The organism is Streptomyces sp. NPDC005485, from assembly GCF_040606085.1.
In the GTDB taxonomy this organism is placed as follows: domain Bacteria; phylum Actinomycetota; class Actinomycetes; order Streptomycetales; family Streptomycetaceae; genus Streptomyces.
On sequence record NZ_JBEXDZ010000157.1, the window covers coordinates 1 to 22716 of the forward strand.

Annotated in this window: 28 protein-coding genes; 15 read left to right on the plus strand and 13 right to left on the minus strand. The window is 70.6% G+C overall.

The annotated features are described in order from the left end of the window. The 3 genes from ABZS97_RS35670 to ABZS97_RS35680 all read right to left on the minus strand — a co-directional run. Positions 1-835, minus strand: an 835-nt coding sequence (locus ABZS97_RS35670; RefSeq protein ID WP_356144749.1) for a hypothetical protein, incomplete at its 3' end; no start/stop codon positions are given. Continuing rightward, on the minus strand, positions 832-1320 hold the full coding sequence (locus tag ABZS97_RS35675; protein ID WP_356144751.1) for a sigma-70 family RNA polymerase sigma factor: 489 nt from the start codon (positions 1318-1320) through the stop codon (positions 832-834). The genes ABZS97_RS35675 and ABZS97_RS35670, both read right to left, overlap by 4 nt. A gap of 125 nt (positions 1321-1445) precedes the next feature. Beyond that, positions 1446-2204, minus strand: a complete 759-nt coding sequence (locus ABZS97_RS35680; protein ID WP_356144754.1) for a class I SAM-dependent methyltransferase — start codon at positions 2202-2204, stop codon at positions 1446-1448. A 100-nt stretch (positions 2205-2304) separates the two neighbouring features. On the opposite strand from ABZS97_RS35680, the gene ABZS97_RS35685 reads away from it, so the two are divergent. After that, positions 2305-2934, plus strand: a complete 630-nt coding sequence (locus ABZS97_RS35685) for a CGNR zinc finger domain-containing protein (protein ID WP_356144756.1) — start codon at positions 2305-2307, stop codon at positions 2932-2934. Here ABZS97_RS35685 and sodX read toward each other — a convergent pair. Then, the gene (gene sodX, locus ABZS97_RS35690) at positions 2838-3272 is read right to left on the minus strand and encodes a nickel-type superoxide dismutase maturation protease (protein WP_356144800.1); all 435 of its coding nucleotides are present in this window, start codon (positions 3270-3272) and stop codon (positions 2838-2840) included. The genes ABZS97_RS35685 and sodX overlap by 97 nt on opposite strands. A 145-nt stretch (positions 3273-3417) precedes the next feature. Between sodX and sodN the strand changes: the two genes are divergently transcribed. The 4 genes from sodN (at position 3418) to ABZS97_RS35710 (ending at position 5639) form a co-directional block, all read left to right on the plus strand. Then, positions 3418-3813, plus strand: coding sequence for a superoxide dismutase, Ni (sodN, locus tag ABZS97_RS35695; protein ID WP_356144758.1), 396 nt, complete (start codon positions 3418-3420; stop codon positions 3811-3813). Between the two features lie 139 nt (positions 3814-3952). Next, positions 3953-4378: a helix-turn-helix transcriptional regulator gene (locus ABZS97_RS35700; RefSeq protein ID WP_356144760.1), complete on the plus strand. Its 426-nt coding sequence runs from the start codon at positions 3953-3955 to the stop codon at positions 4376-4378. Between the two features lie 9 nt (positions 4379-4387). After that, on the plus strand, positions 4388-4801 hold the full coding sequence (locus ABZS97_RS35705; RefSeq protein WP_356144762.1) for a VOC family protein: 414 nt from the start codon (positions 4388-4390) through the stop codon (positions 4799-4801). Positions 4802-4811: 10 nt separating this feature from the next. Next, positions 4812-5639, plus strand: coding sequence for a hypothetical protein (locus ABZS97_RS35710; RefSeq protein ID WP_356144764.1), 828 nt, complete (start codon positions 4812-4814; stop codon positions 5637-5639). Here the strand turns inward: ABZS97_RS35710 and ABZS97_RS35715 are convergent. The 5 genes from ABZS97_RS35715 to ABZS97_RS35735 all read right to left on the minus strand — a co-directional run bounded on the left by ABZS97_RS35715 (position 5636) and on the right by ABZS97_RS35735 (position 9806). Then, positions 5636-5980: a DUF952 domain-containing protein gene (locus ABZS97_RS35715; protein WP_356144766.1), complete on the minus strand. Its 345-nt coding sequence runs from the start codon at positions 5978-5980 to the stop codon at positions 5636-5638. The two genes, ABZS97_RS35710 and ABZS97_RS35715, sit on opposite strands and share 4 nt — an antisense overlap. 37 nt (positions 5981-6017) lie before the next feature. Continuing rightward, positions 6018-6206 carry a hypothetical protein gene (locus ABZS97_RS35720; protein ID WP_356144768.1) on the minus strand — a complete coding sequence of 63 codons (189 nt, stop codon included), beginning with the start codon at positions 6204-6206 and terminating at the stop codon, positions 6018-6020. Positions 6207-6263: 57 nt separating this feature from the next. Then, positions 6264-6881, minus strand: coding sequence for a GNAT family N-acetyltransferase (locus tag ABZS97_RS35725; RefSeq protein WP_356144770.1), 618 nt, complete (start codon positions 6879-6881; stop codon positions 6264-6266). A 225-nt stretch (positions 6882-7106) separates the two neighbouring features. Then, a complete protein-coding gene (locus ABZS97_RS35730) occupies positions 7107-8282 on the minus strand; it encodes a family 2 encapsulin nanocompartment cargo protein polyprenyl transferase (RefSeq protein ID WP_356144772.1) in 1176 nt (391 codons plus the stop codon). Between the two features lie 117 nt (positions 8283-8399). Further along, complete coding sequence (locus ABZS97_RS35735; protein WP_356144774.1) at positions 8400-9806, minus strand: family 2B encapsulin nanocompartment shell protein; 1407 nt, start codon at positions 9804-9806, stop codon at positions 8400-8402. Between the two features lie 234 nt (positions 9807-10040). On the opposite strand from ABZS97_RS35735, the gene ABZS97_RS35740 reads away from it, so the two are divergent. From ABZS97_RS35740 to ABZS97_RS35750, 3 genes are all read left to right on the plus strand, one after another. After that, entirely contained in the window at positions 10041-10274 is a 234-nt protein-coding gene (locus ABZS97_RS35740; protein ID WP_356144776.1) for a hypothetical protein, read from the plus strand. Positions 10275-10415: 141 nt separating this feature from the next. After that, a complete protein-coding gene (locus ABZS97_RS35745) occupies positions 10416-11006 on the plus strand; it encodes an N-acetylmuramoyl-L-alanine amidase (protein ID WP_356144778.1) in 591 nt (196 codons plus the stop codon). 61 nt (positions 11007-11067) lie between these two features. Next, positions 11068-12012, plus strand: coding sequence for a pyridoxal-phosphate dependent enzyme (locus ABZS97_RS35750; protein ID WP_356144780.1), 945 nt, complete (start codon positions 11068-11070; stop codon positions 12010-12012). Here ABZS97_RS35750 and ABZS97_RS35755 read toward each other — a convergent pair. Next, positions 12009-13607, minus strand: a complete 1599-nt coding sequence (locus ABZS97_RS35755) for a Na+/H+ antiporter (protein WP_356144782.1) — start codon at positions 13605-13607, stop codon at positions 12009-12011. The genes ABZS97_RS35750 and ABZS97_RS35755 overlap by 4 nt on opposite strands. Positions 13608-13669: 62 nt before the next feature. Here ABZS97_RS35755 and ABZS97_RS35760 point away from each other — a divergent pair, with 62 nt between their 5' ends. From ABZS97_RS35760 to ABZS97_RS35770, 3 genes are all read left to right on the plus strand, one after another. After that, positions 13670-13930 (plus strand): UBP-type zinc finger domain-containing protein, encoded by a 261-nt coding sequence (locus ABZS97_RS35760; protein WP_356144784.1) that lies wholly within the window; start codon positions 13670-13672, stop codon positions 13928-13930. A 260-nt stretch (positions 13931-14190) separates the two neighbouring features. Next, complete coding sequence (locus ABZS97_RS35765) at positions 14191-14604, plus strand: anti-sigma regulatory factor (RefSeq protein ID WP_356144786.1); 414 nt, start codon at positions 14191-14193, stop codon at positions 14602-14604. Further along, positions 14601-15767: a SigB/SigF/SigG family RNA polymerase sigma factor gene (locus tag ABZS97_RS35770; protein ID WP_356144788.1), complete on the plus strand. Its 1167-nt coding sequence runs from the start codon at positions 14601-14603 to the stop codon at positions 15765-15767. The genes ABZS97_RS35765 and ABZS97_RS35770 overlap by 4 nt, the downstream gene beginning before the upstream one ends. Positions 15768-15794: 27 nt before the next feature. Here the strand turns inward: ABZS97_RS35770 and ABZS97_RS35775 are convergent, their stop codons facing one another. After that, positions 15795-16259, minus strand: coding sequence for a hypothetical protein (locus tag ABZS97_RS35775; RefSeq protein WP_356144790.1), 465 nt, complete (start codon positions 16257-16259; stop codon positions 15795-15797). Between the two features lie 182 nt (positions 16260-16441). Between ABZS97_RS35775 and ABZS97_RS35780 the strand changes: the two genes are divergently transcribed. Both ABZS97_RS35780 and ABZS97_RS35785 read left to right on the plus strand, forming a co-directional pair. Further along, entirely contained in the window at positions 16442-17410 is a 969-nt protein-coding gene (locus tag ABZS97_RS35780) for a diacylglycerol kinase family protein (protein WP_356144792.1), read from the plus strand. A 318-nt stretch (positions 17411-17728) separates the two neighbouring features. Then, entirely contained in the window at positions 17729-17986 is a 258-nt protein-coding gene (locus ABZS97_RS35785; protein ID WP_016639615.1) for a WhiB family transcriptional regulator, read from the plus strand. Between the two features lie 245 nt (positions 17987-18231). Here ABZS97_RS35785 and ABZS97_RS35790 read toward each other — a convergent pair whose 3' ends face one another. Together ABZS97_RS35790 and ABZS97_RS35795 are read right to left on the minus strand one after the other, a co-directional pair. Next, a complete protein-coding gene (locus ABZS97_RS35790; RefSeq protein ID WP_356144802.1) occupies positions 18232-19698 on the minus strand; it encodes a PAS domain-containing sensor histidine kinase in 1467 nt (488 codons plus the stop codon). A gap of 460 nt (positions 19699-20158) precedes the next feature. Next, positions 20159-20791 (minus strand): TetR/AcrR family transcriptional regulator, encoded by a 633-nt coding sequence (locus ABZS97_RS35795; protein ID WP_356144794.1) that lies wholly within the window; start codon positions 20789-20791, stop codon positions 20159-20161. Positions 20792-20886: 95 nt separating this feature from the next. Here ABZS97_RS35795 and ABZS97_RS35800 point away from each other — a divergent pair, with 95 nt between their 5' ends. Together ABZS97_RS35800 and nagB are read left to right on the plus strand one after the other, a co-directional pair. Then, positions 20887-21639 carry an SDR family oxidoreductase gene (locus ABZS97_RS35800; RefSeq protein ID WP_356144796.1) on the plus strand — a complete coding sequence of 251 codons (753 nt, stop codon included), beginning with the start codon at positions 20887-20889 and terminating at the stop codon, positions 21637-21639. Positions 21640-21864: 225 nt separating this feature from the next. Further along, complete coding sequence (nagB, locus tag ABZS97_RS35805) at positions 21865-22650, plus strand: glucosamine-6-phosphate deaminase (protein WP_356144798.1); 786 nt, start codon at positions 21865-21867, stop codon at positions 22648-22650. Positions 22651-22716: the final 66 nt, after the last annotated feature.

A 22716-nucleotide genomic window follows, 5' to 3' on the forward strand; every position in this document is an offset into this window, starting at 1 on the left:
CGCTCGCGAGGCCTTCCACCTTGATCCTCTGCTGGTCTGGAACAGCGAAGAGGACCGGTTCGCGGAGTGGGGCGAAGAGATCGGGCGTCCAGCACCTGCCGGTCAGCGGCGGCGTCTTCAGCAGCGGGCCGAGCCGGCCCTTGCCCTGGTAGCCGGCGGAGGCGCGGACGTGCAGGATCCGGCCGTCCGGCAGCCTCAGGGCCGCGTCGAACTCCTTGCCCCTGGTCGGGTACGACTCGCTGCCCGGCTCCGGCTCACCCACCTGCCAGATGCCCAGCAGCCCCCCGTCCGGCAGCTTCTCGGTGACGCAGTCCACCCGGCCGTCCTTGGGCGCGTCCTTGCACGGGTTCTCGAAACCCTTGCCGCCGGTCTTGGCAGCGACCTCCTTGAGGGTGCTCAGGTGCACCGAGAGGTATCCGGTGCCATCGGCCCTGGTGACCGCGAAGTCCCCGTCGAACGGGCCGACCGGCTTCGGCAGCGGCGCCTTGGGCACCTGCTTGATCAGGCGCAGCAGGGACACCTCACTGATCTTTCCCGTCCCGGAAGGCAGCAGCTTCGCGAACTCGGCCGCCCTGGAGGTGAGTTGACCGGCAGTGGGCTCACTCGCGACACTCGCCCGGCCCTCACCGCCGTTCAGCACGCCGGGGCCGAACACCAGCCCGGTCGCAACGACCGCCGCCGCGACGCCGGTTGCCGCCGCACGCCGTCGCCACCGCAGCCGGGAGGCCTGCGCGAAGACGGCCTCGCTGCCGCGTCCGGCGGGCGCCGGAACGTCGTCCACGGCCCGCCCGAGCAGCTCCCTGACCCGGTCCGTCCCAACTTCCTTGTGGTTCATACGTGTTCCTCCCGCACCGCGGCCCTGAGCGCCGCGAGTCCCCTGGCCGTGTGGCTCTTGACCGTGCTCTCCCGCATCCCGAGCAGCTGCGCCGTGGCGGCCACGCTCAGGTCCTCCCAGTAGCGCAGCACCAGCACCGCACGCTGTCCGGGCGCGAGCTGCGCGAGCGCGGCCCGCACCATCAGTCCGGTGTCGCTGTCGACCAACCGCTCCGCCACGTCCGGCACTTGGCCGTACGCCTGCTCGCGCCGCCAGAACCGCCGGCGCGCGGAGATAAAGGTGTTGACGAGCGTCTTGCGCGCATAGGCTTCGAGGTTCTCCAGACGCCCGTGCCGGCGCGCGCCGAGAACGACCTTCACCAAGGTGGTCTGGACGAGGTCCTCGGCCTCGTCGCGGTTGCCGCACAACAGATAGGCGCTGCGGAACAGCGCCGTACGTCTGCCCTCGACGAAGGCGTGCAGTACGGCATCCTCGCCGCGCGTCATCCCGCCCCCTTCCCCGGCCCGCGGTCACGGGCCGTCTCACCCTTCCAGTGCGGCGGGAGGCCGCTCAGGACGCGGCAGAGGCGGTACGGATTCTCCGTACCGCCTCAACAGCTGCCGCGGGGTGCCTACTTGACCGCGAGCACCAGCGCGTCCGAGGGGGAGCTCCAGACCGGGCGGGCCTCGCCGAAGCCCTTTTCGCGCAGCACGCGCGCGTGCCACTGCGCGGAGGGCGTGTCACCATCGGCGTGCTCGCCGTAGATCTCGAAGCGGCGGGCGGTCGGCGCGGCGAGCACGGGGTCGGCTGCGGCCACCTGCCACCATTCCGCCCAGTCGAGGGCGCCGTCGCCCTTGGCCTGATCCATGCGGGCGTGGCGCTGGGCGCGCTCGGCCGCGTTGATCCGGGGCGTCGTGTCGTCGATCATGTGGTCGGCGTTCATGAACACACCGCCGTCGCGGACGAGTTCCGCGACCTGACCGTAGAGAGCCGCGAGGGGTTCGCTGTGCAGCCAGTGGAGGGCGGTGGCGGTCAGGACGGCGTCGTAGGAGTCGTACGGCAGCCGGGCCGTCCACTGCGGGTCCTTCAGGTCGGCGGTCACGAAGGTGACGCGGTCGTCGTCCCGGAAGGTGCCCTCGGCGATGGTGAGCAGCGCCGGGTCGAGGTCGACTCCGGTGCTGACGGCCTCGGGGAAGCGGGCGAGCAGCCGGGCGGTGATGGTGCCGGTGCCGCAGGCGAGGTCGAGGACGCGGGGCGCCGGACCGACGAGCGCCTCGACCATGTCGAGCATCACCCGGAAGCGCTCCTCGCGGTCGGGCATGTACCACTCCTGCTGTCGGTCCCAGCTCTGCTGCCAGGCCTGCCAGTCGGTTCCGGTCGTGGTGGTCATGGAAGCCCCTTCTTCGCTCGACCTCGTAATACCCTGGATACACGATCAGCTGTTACCTGACCGCAAGCACGACCATAGAGTGCCCTCGTAAGGACTACAAGTGGAACTGGCCTATTACTCGGATTACGCGGTACGCCTCGTCAACAGCGAGGAGCCGGTCCGGGGCAAGGACGCGCTCACCTCGGTCGACGCGGTCCGTGACCTCTTCGAGAACAACCCCTCGGCGGCCCGTCGCGCCACGGACGCGGACGTCACCCGCTTCCGTTCGGTGCGGGCCCGGCTGCGCGCGGTGTTCGAGGCGGCGGACACCGGCGACGAGACCCTGGCGGTGGACCTGCTGAACTCGCTCCTGCTCGAATTCCCCGTGAGCCCGCAGATCTCCGGCCACGACCACCGGGACGACGACGGGCGCCCGCTGTGGCACATGCACCTCGCCGACCACCCGTCGAACGCGACGGCGGGCTACGCGGCGATCGCCGCGATGGGCCTGGCGTTCCATCTGACGGAGTACGGCGTGGACCGCCTCGGCCTGTGCGAGGCCGCACCGTGCCGCAACGCCTACCTCGACACCTCGACCAACCGCTCCCGGCGCTACTGCTCGGACCGCTGCGCGACCCGCGCCAACGTGGCCGCCTACCGCGCCCGCAAGCGCCTGGAGGCCGACCGGCCGGAAAGCACCGGCCTGGCGGCGGACAGCCCCCAGCGCACGAGCGCCACCAGCGAACGCTGATCACCCCTGAGCGGCCGATAGCGCAACCGCACCTTCCCGAGCACCAGTTCCTCGGGAACGGTGCCGTAGTCGGTGCTGTCCCCGCCGGCGTACGCGTTGTCACCGAGCACCCACCAGCCGCCCTCCCGGCGCTCGGCCGCCCGCTTCACGACCAGCAGGTCCTGCTGGAACGGATGGCGCAGAACGACCACGTCGCCGGGCCGGATCCGCGCCCCGTACTGCACGACGAGGCGGTCCCCGTGCTGCAGCGTGGGCACCATGGAGGGCCCCGTCACCTCGGCCGCCCCGAATGGCAGCACAGCCCTCCCGCGCTCGGTCTCCTGCGACAGCTCCGGCATCACGGGCACCTCCCCGGTCCTATCCTCCACGAGTCCCAGTCTCACCCCGGACTTTTGTCCTAAGCCCATGGGGGCACTCGCGAAAACCCGTCTCCTACGGAGTAATGTCCCACCTGAGAAGACGATCACGAGGAAGGACAGCTCAATGCTCTCCCGCCTGTTTGCCCCCAAGGTCAAGGTCAGCGCCCACTGCGACCTGCCCTGCGGTGTGTACGACCCGGCCCAGGCCCGCATCGAGGCGGAGTCGGTGAAGGCCGTGCAGGAGAAGATGGCCGCCAACGACGACCCGCACTTCCAGGCGCGTGCCGTTGTCATCAAGGAGCAGCGCGCCGAGCTCGCGAAGCACCACGTCTCGGTGCTCTGGAGCGACTACTTCAAGCCCCCGCACTTCGAGAAGTACCCGGAGCTGCACCAGCTGGTCAACGACGCCCTCAAGGCCCTCTCGGCCGCCAAGGCGTCCACCGACCCGGCGACGGGCCAGAAGGCACTGGACTACATCGCCCAGATCGACAAGATCTTCTGGGAGACCAAGAAGGCCTGATCCAGGGCCGAACCGTGACGACCGGCGGGCGGAGCACGTCCCCGGGGCGACGGACATGGTGAAGGGGCCCGGCCGAGGGTTGGCCGGGCCCCTTCCCCATACCCCCGCGCGACCGCGGCGCCCGTGCGATCCTTGGACGGTGACCGTAGAGGACCTGGTCCGGCTGCGCCGGGCACGCGACCGCATGGACCGGGAGTACGCGGAGCCGCTGGACATGACGGAACTGGCCCGCACGGCGCTGATGTCCCCCGGTCACTTCCAGCGCAGCTTCCGCGCCGCCTACGGCGAGACCCCGTACACGTATCTGATGACCCGCCGTATCGAGCGTGCCAAGGCGTTGCTGCGGCGCGGCGACCTGACGGTCACGGAGGTGTGCTTCGCCGTGGGGTGCACCTCGCTCGGGTCGTTCAGTTCCCGCTTCACGGAGCTGGTGGGCGAGACGCCGAGCGCGTACCGGGCGCGGCCGCACGACCACGGGGCCCCGATCCCGTCCTGTGTGACGCAGCGTCTCACCCGCCCGGCCCGCCGCCGCAACCCGGAAGCGGAACCGGGCAGGTGGCTCTAACGTGAGCGCATGGATCTGAAACTCTCCCAGTGCTTCATCGCCGTGGACGACCACGACAAGGCGCTCGCGTTCTACCGGGACGTGTTGGGCCTGGAGGTCCGCAACGACGTGGGGTTCGAGGGGATGCGGTGGGTGACCGTGGGCTCGCCGCTCCAGCCGGACGTGGAGATCGTCCTGGAGCCGCCGGCCGCGGATCCGAGCACCTCGGCGGCCGACAAGCAGGCGATGGCCGAGCTGCTGGCCAAGGGCGTCCTGCGCGGCGTGATCTTCTCCACCGCCGACTGCGACGCCCTCTTCGAGCGCGTGCGCGAATCCGGCGCCGAAGTCCTCCAGGAGCCGACGGACCAGCCGTACGGACTGCGCGACTGCGCCTTCCGCGACCCGGCGGGCAACCTTCTGCGCTTCAACGAGCGCCGCGGCTGACGGAGTCCGCATGCCGCCCGCACGCCCCCGCGTCCTGTACGTCAGCGACCTGGCCTATCCCGCGAGGGGCCGCCGGTACTGCGACGAGGACATCTTCCTCACCGCACGGCTGCGGGAGGAGTTCGACATCGCCCTGTGCCATCCGCTGGACGCCGCCGCGCTGATGGACGGCTTCGACGCCGTCGTCGTACGCAACAGCGGGCCGGTGCTCAACTACCAGGGGGCGTACGACGCGTTCAGGGAGCAGGCGCTCGCCCGCGGCATCCGCGTCTACAACGAGCTGTCGGGCAAGGGCGACATGGCGGGCAAGCAGTACCTGCTCGACCTGACCGCTGCCGGGTACCCGGTGATCCCCACCGTGGACCGCGTGGCGGACCTCGCCGGTCTGCCCGAGGCCGACACCTATGCGGTGAAACCGAAGCTCGGCGCCGACTCCATCGGCCTGGAGTTCGTCCCGCGCGAGCGGCTCCCCGAACTGGCGTACGGCGACATCCTCGTCCAGCCGCGCATCGACTTCCGCTACGAGGTGTCCTTCTACTTCGTCGACGACACCCTCCAGTACGCCCTGCACGCGCCCCGTCCCGCGGAGCGCTGGGCCCTGGAGCCGTACGAACCGACGGACGGGGACCGGGAGTTCGCCCGGAGATTCGTCGACTGGAACGCGATCGCGCACGGCATCCAGCGCGTGGACGCCTGCCGCGCCCCGAACGGCGAGCTCCTCCTCGTCGAACTGGAGGACCTCAACCCGTATCTGTCCCTGGACGTCCTCCCCGCCGATTCGCGGGACTCGTTCGTCGCGAGCATGAAGACGTCGCTGCGCGGCCTGATCGAGCGCTAGGACCTAGGGGGACCGGGCTCCCATGCCTCCACGTCCACGACGGCAGCTGCCGGGATCGGCCCGTACACGTGCGGGAACTCCTCGCTGCCCGGCTCCGGGGCCTCGTACCGCAGGGGTACGTCGAGCCGGTCGGGGTCGATGACGAGGACCACGAGTTCGTCGGGCCCCGCGTAGGAGCCGTACAGGAAGGCGGCCACGGCGGGGAGTTGCTGCCGCGACGAGCAGTGGATGAAGCCCTCCTCCGCCAGGGTGCGGCCGCGGGTCGAAAGCGTGTACGCGCCGCTCTCGCGGGCCGCCTCCCACAGGGAGCGTTCGGTGATGTGCAGGATCTCTGAGGGCATGGCGTCACGTTAGGGGATCAGCCGAACGGCCCGCGCGTCAGTTCTTCGCGGCGCGGTCCCCGGGCCCCTCCGCGGCCTCCTGGGCGTATCGCTCGCACTTCGGGTTCCGACAGGGACCGGGGCTCCACGAGGGCACCCACACACCGAGGGTCTTGTGCCGCCCCACGACTGCCTCGACGGGCTGCCCGCAGACGGGACAGACCCGGCTGCCTTCCTTGCTGGCCATGCCCTCAGGTTATTGCGGAAGAGGCGGCCGCGCCTCCCGCCCGCACATTCCCCGCAGTCACTCGCCCTGGGGCTCGCGCCACATCGGCCACATGTGCGGGCCGTCCGGCAGATCGACCGTACGGCCCATGAAGGCGAAGCCGAGACGCTCGTACAGCACCCGGCCACGGGCGCTGCTTGCCTCCAGGTACGCGGGCAGTCCCTCGCGGTCGCAGCGGTCGAGGACGGGCTGCATGATCGCCGTGCCGAGGCCCTGGCCCTGGCGGTCCGGCGCCACCGCGATCATCCACAGGTACTCGTGGGCGCGGCCTTGCGGATGGACCTCGGCGGTCAGCCGGACGATCTGCTCGACGCGTTCGTTGTCCGGGTCGACGGCCTCGCGCAGTTCCGCCGCCGACTCGTCCTGCCCGTCGTCGCTCCCGCCCTCGCTTTCGTCGTCCGCGGCCGGCGTCGGCAGCCACAGCGCGCAGGCCGTGAAGTCCTCCGCGACGTCGATGCGTCCCTCGGCGAGCACGATGTCGACGAAGGCGGCCATCAGCCGGGGGTGCGCCGCGCGCCGGTGCTCCTCGCCGGGGAACACCCACCCGCTCACCGGATCGTCGTGGAACGCCTCGTCCAGAAGCCGTATGACGGCCTCGCGATCGTCCTCGCCCACCGCCCGGATGGCCACGCCCATGTCCCTGCCCCTTCATCCCCACTGGCCTTGATCGTCCAGCCCTTGAAGCGTAGGGGGCGATCCCCGGCCCGTCCGGCGATTGAGGACGAGCGCGGGGAAGGGCCGGACCCCGCACACCGTGGGGATGTGCGGGACCCGCCCCGGCCGAAGGCGCCGGGAGCCGTACGGGGTCAGGTCCGTACGGTCCCGGCGGCTCCGGGGTCCACCACCGCGCGACAGCCGCGCTCAGTTGCTGCGCCGCGTCACGAACTCCGCCAGCGCGAGGAGGCCGCCCGCCGCCTCCGGATCCGGGATCGCCCGGGCCAGTTCGTGCATCGCCCGGGACATCCGGTCGGCCGCCTGGACCTGCGCCCAGTCGCGGCCGCCCGCCCGCTCGACCGCCAGCACCGTGCTCTCCAGGTCTCCCGCGCCGCCTTCCTCGTACGGGATCGCGTACAGCTCGGCGAGTTCGGCCGCCGCCGGGGTGCCGGAGGCGAGCGCGGCCACCACCGGGAGGGACTTCTTGCGCGCGATGAGGTCCGCCCCGGCCGGCTTGCCGGTACGGCTCGGGTCCCCCCAGATCCCGATCACGTCGTCGATCAGCTGAAAGGCGAGCCCGGCCTCCCGGCCGAACGCGTCGAGGGCCTCGACCTCGTCCGGTGGCGCCCCCGCGTACAGCGCGCCGAGGGCGCAGGCGCAGCCGAGCAGCGCGCCCGTCTTGGCCTCGGCCATGGCGAGGCACTCGTCGAGACCGACCTCGTGCGGGCCGAGCTTCTCCATGGCCGTGTCCGTGTGCTGCCCCGCGCACAGTTCGACGACGCAGCTCGCGAGACGGGCGGCCGCGGTCGACGCCGCCGGGTGCGGGTCCTCGGCGAGCAGCCGCTGGGCCAGGGCCTGCAGGGCGTCCCCGGCGAGGATCGCGTCGGCGTCGCCGAACACGGTCCACGCGGTGGGGCGGTGCCTGCGGGTGGTGTCCCGGTCCATGACGTCGTCGTGCAGCAGCGTGAAGTTGTGGATCAACTCCACGGCCGCCGCCGCCCGTACGGCGCCGGCGTGCCGTCCGCCGAGTGCCTGTACGGCGGTCAGGACGAGCGCCGGCCTGATCGCCTTGCCCGCGTTGCCCGCCGCCGGTGTGCCGTCCGCGTGCTCCCAGCCGAAGTGGTAGAGCGCGATCCGGCGTATCGAGCCGGGCAGCGACTCGATCGCCCTGCGCAGCTCGGGGTCGACCGACGCCCGGGCACGCTCCAGGATCCCCGCCGCTTCCTGTCCGTCGAGCACACCCGACGGGCTCGGCGGACCCGACGGACTCGGCGGACCCGACGGACTCGGCGGGGTCCGCCTGGCGCCGGGGCTGCCGATCTGGTTCCGCCTTTCGAGGGTCTCGGTCCGGCTCTGCTTTGTCTCCGTCATGAACTCACCCATGGGATCGCCTTGGAGAGTCTGCGGACGGTGGCGCTTCCGCTGCCGCTGGGCGCGTACGGCCCGGGTGTACCCACCCTCCGAGGGACGGGAACACTGCGCCCGGGGGCGCGCGGAAGCTCAACGCCAGCGGCCGATCTCGACGTTCTCCAGGATGCCGAGGGCGTCGGGGACCAGGACCGCGGCCGAGTAGTAGGCCGTCACCAGGTAGGAGATGATCGCCTGCTCGTTGATGCCCATGAAGCGCACCGACAGGCTCGGTTCGATCTCGTCCGGGATGCCGGCCTGCTGGAGCCCGATGACGCCCTGCTCGGCCTCGCCGGTACGCATGGCGATGATCGAGGTCGTACGGGCCTCGCTGACCGGGATCTTGTTGCACGGGTAGATCGGGACTCCGCGCCAGGTCGGGATGCGGTTGCCGGCGATCTCGACGCTCTCGGGGACGAGTCCGCGCTTGTTGCACTCGCGGCCGAACGCGGAGATCGCGCGCGGGTGGGCGAGGAGCATCTTGGTGCCGCGCCTGCGGCTGAGGAGCTCGTCCAGGTCGTCGGGGCTGGGCACGCCGTCGTGCGGCTGCAGCCGCTGGTCGTACTCGCAGTTGTTGAGCAGCCCGAACTCCCGGTTGTTGACCAGCTCGTGCTCCTGGCGCTCCTTCAACGCCTCCACGGTGAGCCTCAGTTGCTGCTCGGTCTGGTTCATCGGCTGGTTGTAGAGGTCGGCCACGCGCGAGTGCAGGCGCAGCACGGTCTGGGCGATGCTCAGTTCGTACTCGCGGGGCGCTGCCTCGTAGTCCACGAAGGTGCCGGGGATGTCCTGCTCCCCGGTGTGGCCGGCCGCGAGGTCGATCTCCTTCTCGCCGTACTTGTTGGTGCGCTGCTCGGGGATCGCCCGCTGCTGCCCGAGGTGGTCGCGCAGGGACTCGGCGCGCTCCGCGACCTGTTCGAGGTCCCGGCGGGGCAGCGTGAGTACGGTGCACGCGGTGACCGCGCGGGCCGTGTACTCCCAGATGGCGTCCGGGTCCAGGAGCGCGTCCTCGCCGAAGTACGCCCCGTCGGCGAGGACGCCGAGGACCGCGTCGTCGCCGTAGGGTCCCGTGCCGATCTTCTCGACCTTGCCGTGGGCGAGCAGGAAGACCTCTTCGGACTGGCCGCCGAACGAGGCGAGCACCTCCCCCGGTGCGAACTCCCGCTGCTGGCAGCGCTGGGCGAGCTCGCCGAGCACCTCCAGGTCCTCGTAGTCCCGCAGCACCGGCAGTTCGCCGAGCTCCGCGGGGATGACCTGCACCCGGTCCCCCGTCTTCACGAACGTGACACGGCCGTCGCCCACCGAGTAGCTGAGGCGCCGGTTCACTCGGTACGTACCACCCTGCACGTTCACCCATGGCAGCGTGCGGAGGAGCCAGCGCGAGCTGATCTCCTGCATCTGGGGTGCGGACTTGGTGGTGGTGGCCAGGTTCCGCGCGGCCGAGGTGCCGAGACTCTGCTGCGGCCGACCCTGCTCTGCGCGGACTTCTTCGCCTACCGACATAAAGAACTGCCCTCCCGGTCGTGGCACTGGTCTGCCGGAGCCAGCCTTCCATCACGGAGCGTGTCGGTGCTATTACACGAATGAGGGGGAATGGACCAGCGGTGGAGTGGGCACAGCACCGGTTTTCGTCGAGTCGTCGAACGGACCTGGTGCGGGAACTCCAAGATCCGGCCAACCGTTTGATCCTTCGACGGGACGAGTTGATCCTTCGACGGACGAGGACGGGAGAGGGCGATGACGGGCTTCCTGGACCGCGCCAGAGAACAGGCGCAGCGCGGCATGACGCAGGGCAAGCAGAAGATCGACGAGGTGCAGGCCCAGCGCGCGGGCGGCGATCTGCTGAAGAAGCTGGGCGCCGCGTACTACGCGGAGCGCAGCGGCAGCGGCTCCCCCGAGGCCACGCAGCAGGCGCTGCGAGCCCTGGAAACCCACATAGCGGCGCACGGCGACGGGTTCCTGCGTTCCTAGCCGGACCGCGGGTGAGCGCCTCCTGTCCGGATCGGCTCGCACGCTGTGCGAACGGCTGGGCCGGGCCTGCGTGTTCCGGGTACAAGCTGCGTACGAGACGGCCGCGGCAGGCGGTCGGCATGCAGCGCGAAGGAGGCGGTCATGGCCCCACCCATGTCCGCGGGCAGATTCCTGGACCGGCTCAGGCAGGAAGGCGTCACCGTCGTCGAGGTCGGCGACTGGGAGCATCACAACCGCAACCACCAGGGCCCCTGGGGGCCGGTGAACGGCGTGATGATCCATCACACGGTGACCTCGGGCAGCGAGCGCACCGTGGAGATCTGTCGCAAGGGTTACGCGGATCTGCCCGGACCGCTGTGCCATGGCGTCATCACCAAGGACGGCGTCGTCCACCTCGTCGGTTACGGGCGGGCCAACCACGCGGGCCTGGGCGACGACGACGTCCTGCGCGCCGTGATCGCCGAGAAGGCGCTCCCCCACGACAACGAGGCGAACACCGACGGCAACCGCCACTTCTACGGCTTCGAGTGCGAGAACCTCGGCGACGGCCTGGACCCCTGGCCCGAGGTCCAGCTCGCGGCGATCGAGCGGGTCTCGGCCGCGATCTGCCGCCACCACGGGTGGACGGAGCGTTCCGTCATCGGTCACCTGGAGTGGCAGCCGGGCAAGGTCGACCCCCGGGGCTTCACGATGGCGTCTATGCGGGGGCGCGTCCGTGACCGCCTGAAGTGACACCCCTGCCCGTCCGCGGCCGCACCCCCGGACGGGCTGTCCCGTGCCCGACAATGGTGGGGTGACCAGGCCTGACCTCCCTCGCCTCCCCGACGCGCCCGACCCGGCCGTCCTGCGGCCGCGGCTGCCGTCGCCGTTGCAGGACGCCGTGGACGAGCGCTTCGCCCGGCACGGGGTCCGGCTGCTGCTCAAGCGGGACGACCTGATCCACCCGGACCTGATCGGCAACAAGTGGCGCAAGCTCGCCCCGAACCTGCGGGCGGCGGCGGGCCGCACGGTGCTCACCTTCGGCGGCGCGTACTCCAACCATCTGCGCGCCACGGCCGCCGCGGGCCGTCTCCTGGGCCTGCCCACCGTGGGTGTGGTCCGCGGGCAGGAACTGGCCGGCCGCCCCCTGAACCCCTCCCTGTCCCGGTGCGCGGCCGACGGCATGCGGCTGCACTTCGTCGACAGATCGACCTACCGCCGCAAGAGCGACCCGGAAGCGCTGGCCGGGATCCTCCGCGGCGCGGCCGCCGAGGACGCGTATGTCGTCCCCGAAGGCGGCAGCAACTCCCTTGCCGTACGCGGCTGCCGGGAGCTCGGCGAGGAGCTCCGCGGCCGTGCGGACATCGTCGCCCTCGCCTGCGGCACCGGTGGCACCTTCGCGGGCCTGGCCGCCGGACTCGCCCGTGACCAGCGCGCCCTCGGCATACCGGTCCTCAAGGGCGGCTTCCTGACCGCCGACATACAGGCCCTCCAGGAGGACGCCTTCGGCGGCCGGCGCGGCGACTGGTGGCTCGACGACCGCTTCCACTGCGGCGGCTACGCCCGCACCACCCCCGAGCTGGCCGCCTTCGCCGAGGACTTCGAGGACCGCCACGGTCTGCCCGTCGAACGTCTCTATGTCGCCAAGCTGCTGTACGGACTTGTCGCCCTGGCGGCGGAGGGCGCCTTCCCGCGTGGCACCACGGTGGCGGCCGTGATCACCGGCAGCCCGTTCCCACCTGCCACCCGGGACTTCTAGGTCGCCACCTCCCGGTAGGCCGCCGCCTCCTCCAGGTCCAGCCGCCTGAGCAGCGTGCGCAGCATCTCGTCGTCGATGTGACGGCCGTCCCGGAGTCGTACGAAGACCGCGCGCTCGGCGCCGATCATCTCGCGGGACAGCCGCCGGTAGGTGTCGTCGACGGTCTCGCCGGTCGTCGGGTTGACCGAGCCCAGCCGCTCCCAGACCGCGTTGCGGCGCCGTTCCAGGACCGCGCGCAGCCGGTCGGCGAGCGGTGGGGGCAGGGTGTTGCGGTCGTCGCCGAGGAGTTCGTCGAGGCGCTGCTCGGCGATCCGGGAGGCCTGCGCCTGGGCGTTCGCCTCGGCGAGCGTCTCGGCCTGCTGGTCGCGGCCGGGCAGCTTCAGGAGCCGGATCAGCGGGGGCAGCGTCAGCCCCTGCACGACCAGCGTGCCGATGACCGTCGTGAAGGTCAGGAAGAGGACGAGGTTGCGATCGGGAAAGTCCGCGCCGTTGTGCAGCGTGACGGGGACCGAGAAGGCGATGGCGAGCGAGACCACGCCCCGCATTCCTGCCCAGCCGATGATGAACGGCCCCTTCCAGGTGGGGTTCTTCTCGCGCTCCCGGATGCGCGAGGACAGCAGCCGCGGCAGGAAGGTCGCCGGGTAGACCCACACGAACCGGGCGGCGACGACGACCACGAAGACGGCCACGGCGTACCAGGCGGCGCGTGCACCCTGGTACTCCCCCAGTCCTTCGAGGACGACGGGCAGTTGGAGTCCGATCAGGGCGAACACGGCGGACTCCAGGACGAACGCGACCATCTTCCAGACCGCCTCCTCCTGGAGGCGGGTCGCGAAGTCCACCTCCCAGGACCGGTGTCCGACGTAGAGCGCGACGACGACCACGGCGAGCACCCCGGAGGCGTGCACCTGCTCGGCGACGCCGTACGCGACGAAGGGGATGAGGAGGGAGAGGGTGTTCTGCAGCAGCGCCTCGTTGAGGTGGGTGCGCAGCCAGTGGATCGGCATCATCAGGACGAGTCCGACCACCACACCGCCGACCGCGGCGAGCAGGAACTCGCCGATGCCGCCCGCCCAGGTCGCGCCCTCGCCGATCGCGGCGGCGAGGGCCACCTTGTAGGCGGTGATCGCGGTGGCGTCGTTCACCAGGGACTCGCCCTGCAAAATCGTGGTGATGTGCGAGGGCAGTCCGACCCGGCGGGCGACCGCGGTCGCCGCGACCGCGTCCGGCGGCGCCACCACCGCCCCGAGGACCAGCGCCGCGGTCAGCGGCAGACCCGGCACGATCAGATACGCCGCCCAGCCGACGGCGAGCGTCGCGAACAGGACGTAGCCGACCGAGAGCAGCGCGACGGGCCGCAGTTGGGCCCGCAGGTCGAGGTACGAGCTGTCGGTGGCCGCCGTGTACAGCAGCGGGGGCAGCAGCAGCGGCAGCACGACCTCGGGGTCGAGCCTGTAGTCGGGCACCCCGGGGAGGTACGCGATCACGAGGCCCACCGCGACGAGCAGCAGCGGCGCGGGTACCGGCGTGCGCCGTGCCGCCCCCGCGACCGCGGCGCTGCCCGCGACCAGCAACAGCAGTGGCAGAACATGCATCGGCCTCAGCCCACCCTCGTTTTTCGCGCGGCACGCCGCACACCCGACGTAACCTGGCAATCATGAAACAGTGCACGCACGGCGACGCGCTGCCGCACCCCCAGCCCGAGCCCCTGAGCGAGACCTGCCTGGAGTGCCTGGCGGCAGGTTCGCACCCGGTGCAGTTGAGGCTGTGCCTGGAGTGCGGGCACCTCGCCTGCTGCGACTCCTCGCCGATGCGGCACGCGACGGAGCACTTCAAGGAGACCGGACACCCGGTGATGCGCACATTCGAGCCCGGGGAGAACTGGCGCTGGTGCTTCGTCGACCACGTACTCGTGTGATCCGTGTGCCGGACGGTTCGGCGGTCTGACGTCTGGGTACGTCAACCCGGCGCGCGCTCTTCCGAATTGGGGCCGCAGACCCCTAGCCACTGTGCGTACTCATAGGCTTACTATGAGTGACAAGAAGGGGCGGGGTCCCCGGTACGGAAAACTCGGGAGCGCGGTAGCGTCACCGCTGAACCACATGGCGCGTTACCCCGGGGGGCGACCCTCGGCCCTGAAAAAGCTCCTAATGAGCTTGTACCACCTTGGAGGTGAGGGTGTCCCAGATCGCAGGCGAGCCCGCGACGAAGGACTTCGTGGAAGTCCGGCTGCCGGCCGCGGGTGCCTACCTGTCGGTGCTGCGTACGGCCACGGCCGGACTCGCGGCCCGTTTGGACTTCACCCTCGACGAGATCGAGGACCTGCGCATCGCGGTGGACGAGGCCTGCGCGATCCTGCTGCAGCAGGCCGTCCCCGGCTCGGTGCTCAGCTGCGTCTTCCGGTTGATCGAGGACTCGCTGGAGGTGACGGTCTCGGCTCCGACCACGGACGGTCACGCGCCCGCGCGGGACACGTTCGCCTGGACCGTCCTCTCGGCTCTCGCGGGCAAGGTCGAATCCACCGTCGCCGACGACAAGACCGTGTCGATCAGCCTCTACAAACAGCGCGGCGCGGGACCCGGGCCGGCGTGAGGAACGGGGACGGGCCGGTGCGGGACGAAGAGCGCGGCACACGGGAGCTTCCCGCCGAGCGCGTCGACGGTCCGGGTGGGCCGCGGCGCATGGCGGACGGCGTCGACGGCATCCCCGAGCAGGCCCGGCCGCATCCGGAGGACGACGCATCCATGGCGGCGCCCGAAGCGTCTCAGCAGCAGACGGAACCGATCGACGGGGGCTCCCCTGCTCATGAGGGTCCCCCCGGTTCGAGGAAGGTCGAGAACCTGGGGGAGGCACCGAGGGCTCGGGAAATGGTGACGGGCGGGACTATGAGCGAGCACGAGCAGCACGACAAGCCGGGCGCACCGGAGGTGCCGAGCGCGCCCCAGGGGCCCAGTGCCCCGCAGCCGCAAGGGCCGAGCCGCCAGCACACGCAGCACGACCCGCACGACCGCAGCGGAGCGCGGGCGATGTTCATCGAGCTGCGCAAGCTGACGGACGGCAGCGCCGAGTACGCGGAGCTGCGCAACCAGCTGGTCCGCATGCATCTGCCGCTCGTCGAGCACCTCGCACGCCGTTTCCGCAATCGCGGGGAGCCGCTGGACGACCTCACGCAGGTCGCGACCATCGGCCTGATCAAGTCGGTCGACCGCTTCGACCCGGAGCGTGGCGTCGAGTTCTCGACGTACGCGACGCCGACGGTCGTCGGCGAGATCAAGCGGCACTTCCGTGACAAGGGCTGGGCGGTGCGGGTGCCGCGCCGGCTGCAGGAACTGCGGCTGGCCCTGACGACGGCCACCGCAGAGCTGTCCCAGCAGCACGGCCGCTCCCCCACGGTGCACGAGCTGGCCGAGAAACTGGCCATCTCGGAGGAAGAGGTCCTGGAGGGCCTGGAGTCCGCCAACGCGTACTCCACGCTGTCCCTGGACGTCCCCGACACCGACGACGAGTCGCCGGCCGTCGCGGACACCCTGGGCTCCGAGGACGAGGCACTGGAGGGGGTCGAGTACCGCGAGTCCCTCAAGCCGCTCCTGGAGGACCTGCCGCCGCGGGAGAAGCGGATCCTGCTGCTGCGTTTCTTCGGCAACATGACGCAGTCGCAGATCGCGCAGGAGGTCGGCATCTCCCAGATGCACGTGTCGCGCCTGCTGGCGCGCACGCTGGCCCAGCTGCGGGAGAAGCTGCTCGTCGAGGAGTGAGACCGTCGTCGCCGGTCTCGTTGACGGTTACTTCTGGTCTTGTACGTTCCCGCCGGGCCCTCGGATTCCGAGGGCCCTGGTCGTTGCCGGGTTCACCAGCAGCACCAGCGCGGTGACCGCGACGACCGCGAGCGCGATGCCCGCCGGGATCGCGACGCTGTCGGCCTGAAGCAGGCTGTAGGCCACCGGAAGCGCCATGATCTGCGTGATCACCGCGGGTCCCCGGCTCCAGCTGCGGCGCAGCAGCAGCCCGCGGGCGGCCAGCAGGGGCAGCAGCGCGAGCAGGATCACCGTGACTCCGCCGGTGACAGCCTGCTGCCGGTCGTCCCCGTCACCCGTGAGGCCCAGTACGAGCATCCAGACACCGCCCGTCACGAGCGCGAGCCCCTCCAGCGCGGCCAGCGCCGCCGCGGCGGTCAGCCGCCCGGGACGGGGCTCGGCGTCGGGGTGGTCCGCAGGCGTCTTCGGGTCGGGGTTCCGCTCAGCACTCACCCCAGAAGGGTAGCCCTCCGCCTCCGGCCGGCCTCGGCCCCGTACCCGCGCTCCTCCCCGCCGATGCCGGGGTCTCCCCGGCCCCGACGCCCGGGGATCACGAGCCCGACCTCTTACCCGATCCCTACCTCACGCCTACCTCGGTCTGGGCCGAGTACCACCCAGTAGGTACCCTGCATCCCATGCGTGCACTTCTCGTGGTCAATCCGGCGGCAACCACCACAAGTGCGCGCACGCGTGACGTCTTGACCCACGCACTGGCCAGCGAGATGAAACTCGAAGCGGTCACCACCGAGTACCGCGGGCACGCCAGGGACCTCGGTCGGCAGGCCGCGGAGAGCGAGGACATAGACCTGGTCGTGGCCCTCGGCGGCGACGGCACGGTCAACGAGGTCGTCAACGGCCTGCTGCACCACGGCCCCGACCCGGACCATCTGCCGCGCCTCGCCGTGGTCCCCGGTGGCTCCACCAACGTCTTCGCGCGCGCCCTGGGCCTGCCCAACGACGCCGTGGAGGCGACCGGCGCCCTGCTGGACGCCCTGCGCGAGGGCCGGGAGCGCACGATCGGACTCGGTCTGGCCGCCGGCACCCCGGGCACCGAGGACGAATCGGTGCCGGCGCGCTGGTTCACGTTCTGCGCGGGCCTCGGCTTCGACGCCGGGGTCATCGGCCGGGTCGAACAGCAGCGCGAACGGGGCAAGCGCTCCACGCATGCGCTGTATCTCCGCCAGGTCGTACGTCAGTTTCTGGACGAACCTCACCGCAGACACGGCACCATCACGCTGGAGCAGCCCGGCGAGGACCCGGTCACCGATCTGGTCCTGTCCATAATCTGCAATACCTCACCGTGGACGTTTCTCGGCAATCGTCCGGTGTACGCCTCACCTAAGGCCTCGTTCGATACCGGACTCGACGTACTCGGCCTGAGCCGCATGTCGACTGCCGCGGTTGCCCGGTATGCGACCCAGTTGCTCACTTCGTCCCCCGAGCGGGGACCCCATGGCAGGCACGCACTCTCACTGCACGACCTGACGGACTTCACCTTGCATTCGAAGGTCCCGCTACCCCTGCAGATGGACGGCGACCACCTCGGGCTGCGTACGAGCGTGACGTTCACAGGCGTACGCCGTGCACTGCGTGTGATTGTGTGAGTGGAAGGACCCAAAGTCCTTTCACTCGAACGTTTAGACCAGGGTCCACCCCATGGAAGTACGGCTGTGACCTAGTCGACACCGAGGAATCAAAAAAAACTTTCCAGAAGGGGTTGTATCCGCCGCTGAGGTTTGCGAGTCTCTACGTGGCGCTCGGGACGGCCCGCAACATCGGCCCCACAGAGAGCCAGAACCCCTCCTCAAATCACAGGACCACGCCAGTCCGTCTGGCAGTCGGCCCTTCACTTGTTGAGGGATTCGTGAAAGCGTTCACATTCACAAGCAACTTGCACGTAATACCAAGGAGAGGTAGCAGCCATGGACTGGCGTCACAACGCCGTTTGCCGCGAGGAAGACCCCGAGCTCTTCTTCCCCATCGGCAACACCGGTCCTGCGCTGCTGCAGATCGAGGAAGCCAAGGCTGTCTGCCGCCGCTGCCCCGTCATGGAGCAGTGCCTGCAGTGGGCGCTCGAGTCCGGCCAGGACTCCGGCGTCTGGGGTGGCCTCAGCGAGGACGAGCGCCGCGCGATGAAGCGCCGCGCCGCCCGCAACCGGGCCCGTCAGGCCTCCGCCTGACGCCCCACCCCGTAACAGCCTGAGCCCGGCGGCGCGTACAGCGAGTACGCATCTCCCGCCCCCGAGCCGCAGCGCGCAGTACCCCCGATGCGCATCGCATATCGCAACGAGCTTTCAGCCCCGGACCAGATCTTGGTCCGGGGCTCATTGCTGTTTGCTACTGAGTCTGTTTGCTACCGAGCTGTTTGCGTCTGCGTGGGTGAAGCAGGACGCGGGTGGATGAACTGGGCGTGCCCGGCCGCCTGTTACTTGTTGGCCCGCACCGGGATGTCCAGGATCACCTGGGTGCCGCGCACCGGCGCCGCCACCATGTCGAAGGTGCCGCCCAACTCGCCCTCCACCAGCGTCCGTACGATCTGCAGTCCGAGGTTGCCCGAGCGGTGCGGGTCGAAGCCCTCGGGCAGGCCCGCGCCGTCGTCCTGGACGGTGACCAGGAGACGGGCCTCCTTGCTGGTACCGCCGCGGATTGCCGAGACCTCGACCGTGCCGCGGTCGCCCTCGCGGAAGCCGTGCTCCAGGGCGTTCTGCAGGATCTCGGTGAGCACCATGGAGAGCGGGGTGGCGACCTCCGCGTCCAGGATCCCGAAGCGGCCGGTGCGCCGGCCGGTGACCTTGCCGGGCGAGATCTCGGCGACCATCGCGAGCACCCGGTCGGCGATCTCGTCGAACTCCACGCGCTCGTCCAGGTTCTGGGACAGCGTCTCGTGCACGATCGCGATCGATCCGACGCGGCGTACGGCTTCCTCCAGCGCCTCCCGGCCCTTGTCCGAGTCGATGCGGCGGGCCTGGAGGCGCAGCAGTGCCGCCACCGTCTGGAGGTTGTTCTTCACCCGGTGGTGGATCTCCCGGATGGTCGCGTCCTTGGTGATCAACTCGCGCTCGCGCCGCCGCAGTTCGGTGACGTCACGCAGCAGGACGAGCGAACCGACACGCGTGCCCTTGGGCTTGAGCGGGATCGCGCGCAGCTGAATCACTCCTTCGGCGCTCTCGATCTCGAACTCGCGGGGCGCCCAGCCGCTGGCGACCTTCGACAGCGCCTCGTCCACCGGGCCGCGGGAGGGGGCGAGTTCGGCGGTGGTCACGCCGAGGTGGTGGCCCACGAGGTCGGCGGCGAGGCCGAGGCGGTGGTAGGCGGAGAGGGCGTTCGGCGAGGCGTACTGGACGATGCCGTCCGCGTCGAGGCGGATCAGCCCGTCGCCCACGCGCGGCGAGGCGTCCATGTCGACCTGCTGGTCGGGGAACGGGAAGGAACCGGCGGCGATCATCTGGGCGAGGTCGGAGGCGCTCTGGAGGTAGGTCAGTTCCAGGCGGCTCGGGGTGCGCACGGTGAGGAGGTTGGTGTTGCGGGCGATCACGCCCAGGACCCGGCCTTCCCGGCGCACAGGGATGGACTCGACCCGTACGGGGACTTCCTCGCGCCACTCGGGGTCGCCCTCGCGCACGATGCGGCCCTCGTCGAGCGCGGCGTCCAGCAGGGGCCGGCGGCCGCGCGGGACGAGGTGGCCGACCATGTCGTCCTGGTACGAGGTGGGGCCGGTGTTGGGCCGCATCTGCGCGACGGAGACATAGCGGGTGCCGTCGCGCGTGGGGACCCACAGCACGAGGTCGGCGAAGGAGAGGTCGGAGAGCAGCTGCCACTCCGAGACCAGCAGGTGCAGCCACTCGAGGTCGGAGTCACCGAGCGCGGTGTGCTGGCGTACGAGGTCGTTCATGGAGGGCACTAGGCGAGCGTACCTGGCGGTACGGACGCGGCCCGAAATCCCGGGGCCCGGGGACGATCACCCGCCCCCGGAAACACCCGCGGGCCGCGGCGCCTGGGAGGGACCCTCAACCCTCCCGGCACCGCAGCCCGGAGCAGCAACGGCCATGGGGTGTGCGGTCCCATTCGGCCGAAGGAGAGGAGCCGGAGCAGTCAGGGCAGAGAGCGCCGGTTCCTCGGTCCGTCTTCCTGTGCGGGGAAGACGGAGGCTTGATCGGTGGTGGTCAGCCAGCACGCGTGGACTAGACCATGCCACTGGGTCCATGTTCCTTCGTCCATGAGCCCGTGTCCATGCGTGAGTGGATGTTTGTTGTTGTCTCTTTATCGAAAATCCAACGGCATCCACCATGCAGAGTAGCCCGGTTCGGTGGCCTACCGGTGCCGGATTACGGCACGGACGACCCCTGTTTCCGTCAGGAGGCGGGCCAGGCCGTCATGGCGAGGGCGGCGAGTGCCTCCAGCTCCTGCCGGGTGGCTCCGTCGCGGGCCTGCTGGGACATGCCCTGGATGATCGCCCCGGTGTGTCGCGCGAGGGCCGCCGCGTCGGTGTCCGCGGGCAGCTCACCGGCGCTGATCCCCGCCCTTATCCGGCTCTCGAAAGCCGCGAGGTTGGCATTGCGCCGCGCCCGCAGCGACTCCTCGACCTCGGGTGTCGTGCAGTTGGTGGCCGCGTGGATGACCAGGCAGCCGTGCGGGCGGTCGTCCTCGGTGTACTCGGCGGCGGCCTCGCGCAGCGTCCGCTCGATCGCGCCGCGGACGGTGGGCTCCTCGGCGAGGGCGCGCTCGCTGAACGAGCCGTACTTCCTGCCGTACGAGTTCACCGCCTCCTCGAACAGGGACTGCTTGTCGCCGAACGCCGCGTACAGACTCGGGGCGCCGATGCCCATGACGCGGGTGAGGTCGGAGACGGAGGTCGCTTCGTAGCCGTGCTCCCAGAAGGCGAGGACCGCCTTCTCCAGCGCGGTCTCGCGGTCGAAGGACCGGGGCCGGCCGCGCTGCCTGGTCCCCGCCCCGGTCTTCGTCTCGGTCACCTCGCTGCCCACCATGGAGTGAATTGTATAGCGGGTACTAGAGAAATGTCGGCGGGCTGTTGTACGGTTTTTCTGTAGCGACCACTAGATAAAGGGGAAGGGGCGCCGACATGGGCGTGCTCACGGGCAGGACGGCTCTCGTCACCGGTGGCAGCAGGGGGATCGGGCGGGGCATCGCCGAGCGGCTCGGCCGGGACGGGGCACGGGTGGCCGTGCACTACGGAAGCAACGCGGCGGCGGCGAAGGAGACGGTGTCCGCGATCGAGGCGGAGGGCGGCTCGGCGTTCGCCGTCGAGGCGGAGCTCGGGGTGCCGGGGGACGCGCAGAGGCTCTGGGAGCGGTTCGACCGGCATGCGGACGGGCTCGACATCCTGGTGAACAACGCGGCGATCGGGACGTCACGGGCGTTCGGCGAGATCGACGAGGCGGAGTACGACCGGGTCTTCGCGGTGAACGTGAGGGCGCCCCACTTCATCACCCGGCTGGGCGCCCAGCGGCTGCGGGACGGCGGCCGGGTGATCAACGTGTCCTCCGGCCTCGCGCGCAACGCGGTGATGCCGGACAAGATGGCGTACGCGATGACGAAGGGCGCGCTGGACGTCTTCACCCGCGATCTCTCCAAGGTGCTGGGCCCGCGCGGAATCACCGTGAACTCGGTGGCCCCCGGCATCATCGACACCGACAGCAACGCGGACTGGCTGCGCACGAGCGACGAGGCGCGGGCGGGGGCTTCGGCGATATCGGCCCTGGGGCGCGTGGGCACCCCGGAGGACGTCGCCGACGTGGTGTCCTTCCTCGCCTCGGACGCCGGGCGCTGGGTCACCGGGGCGTGGCTGGACGCGACAGGGGGCTCCCTGATGTAGGTCCGCGACGAATGGTCACCGGCTGGAGGGCGACCAGGGAGGGGCGAGCACGGAAGCCGGACTCCGGCGGGCCATGGGGAGAACGGCGAGGGGCCGTTGACTGCACCGGCGCGGACGGAGGTGTCGGGCGAGACCGGCGGGACCGATTCTGGTAGATTGGTCTATACCACATATCGTTTCCTTTCGGGTTCCAGTTGAGTCCCCCTCCAGATCGGCAGGCCCAGCGTGGAAGTTGTCATCGTTCCGGACGCCCAGGCAGGCGGCGAGATCATCGCCGAGGCCATGGCGGAGCTGCTCCGGCGCAAGCCCGACGCCCTGCTCGGCGTGGCCACCGGCTCGACCCCGCTGCCCATTTACGAGGCGCTGGCGGCGAAGGTCGGCTCCGGTGCCGTGGACGCCTCGCGGGCCCGGATCGCGCAGCTCGACGAGTACGTGGGGCTGCCGGCCGAGCACCCCGAGTCCTACCGGTCGGTGCTGAGCCGGGAGGTGCTGGAGCCGCTGGGGCTGAGCGTCGAGGCGTTCATGGGACCCGACGGCACCGCCCCGGACGTACCGGCGGCGTGCGAGGCGTACGACAGGGCGCTGGCGGCGGCCGGCGGGGTGGATCTGCAGATCCTGGGCATCGGGACCGACGGGCACATCGGGTTCAACGAGCCGTGCTCCTCGCTCGCCTCGCGCACCCGGATCAAGACGCTGACCGAGCAGACCCGCGTCGACAACGCACGGTTCTTCGAGGGCGACATCGAGCAGGTCCCGCACCACGTCATCACCCAGGGCATCGGCACCATCCTGGAGGCGCGCCACCTCGTGCTGCTCGCCACGGGCGAGGGCAAGGCCGACGCGGTCGCGGCCACGGTGGAGGGCCCGGTCGCCGCGGTCTGTCCGGCCTCGGCGCTCCAGTTCCACCCGCACGCCACGGTCGTGGTCGACGAGGCGGCGGCGTCCAAGCTGAAGCTCGCGGACTACTTCCGGCACACGTACGCCAACAAGCCCGACTGGCAGGGGATTTAAGGCACTCTCCGGTGTACGAAGGTGGCGGGGGGGGCCGGGGGGGGCGGGCCGGGGAGGGGGTGAGCG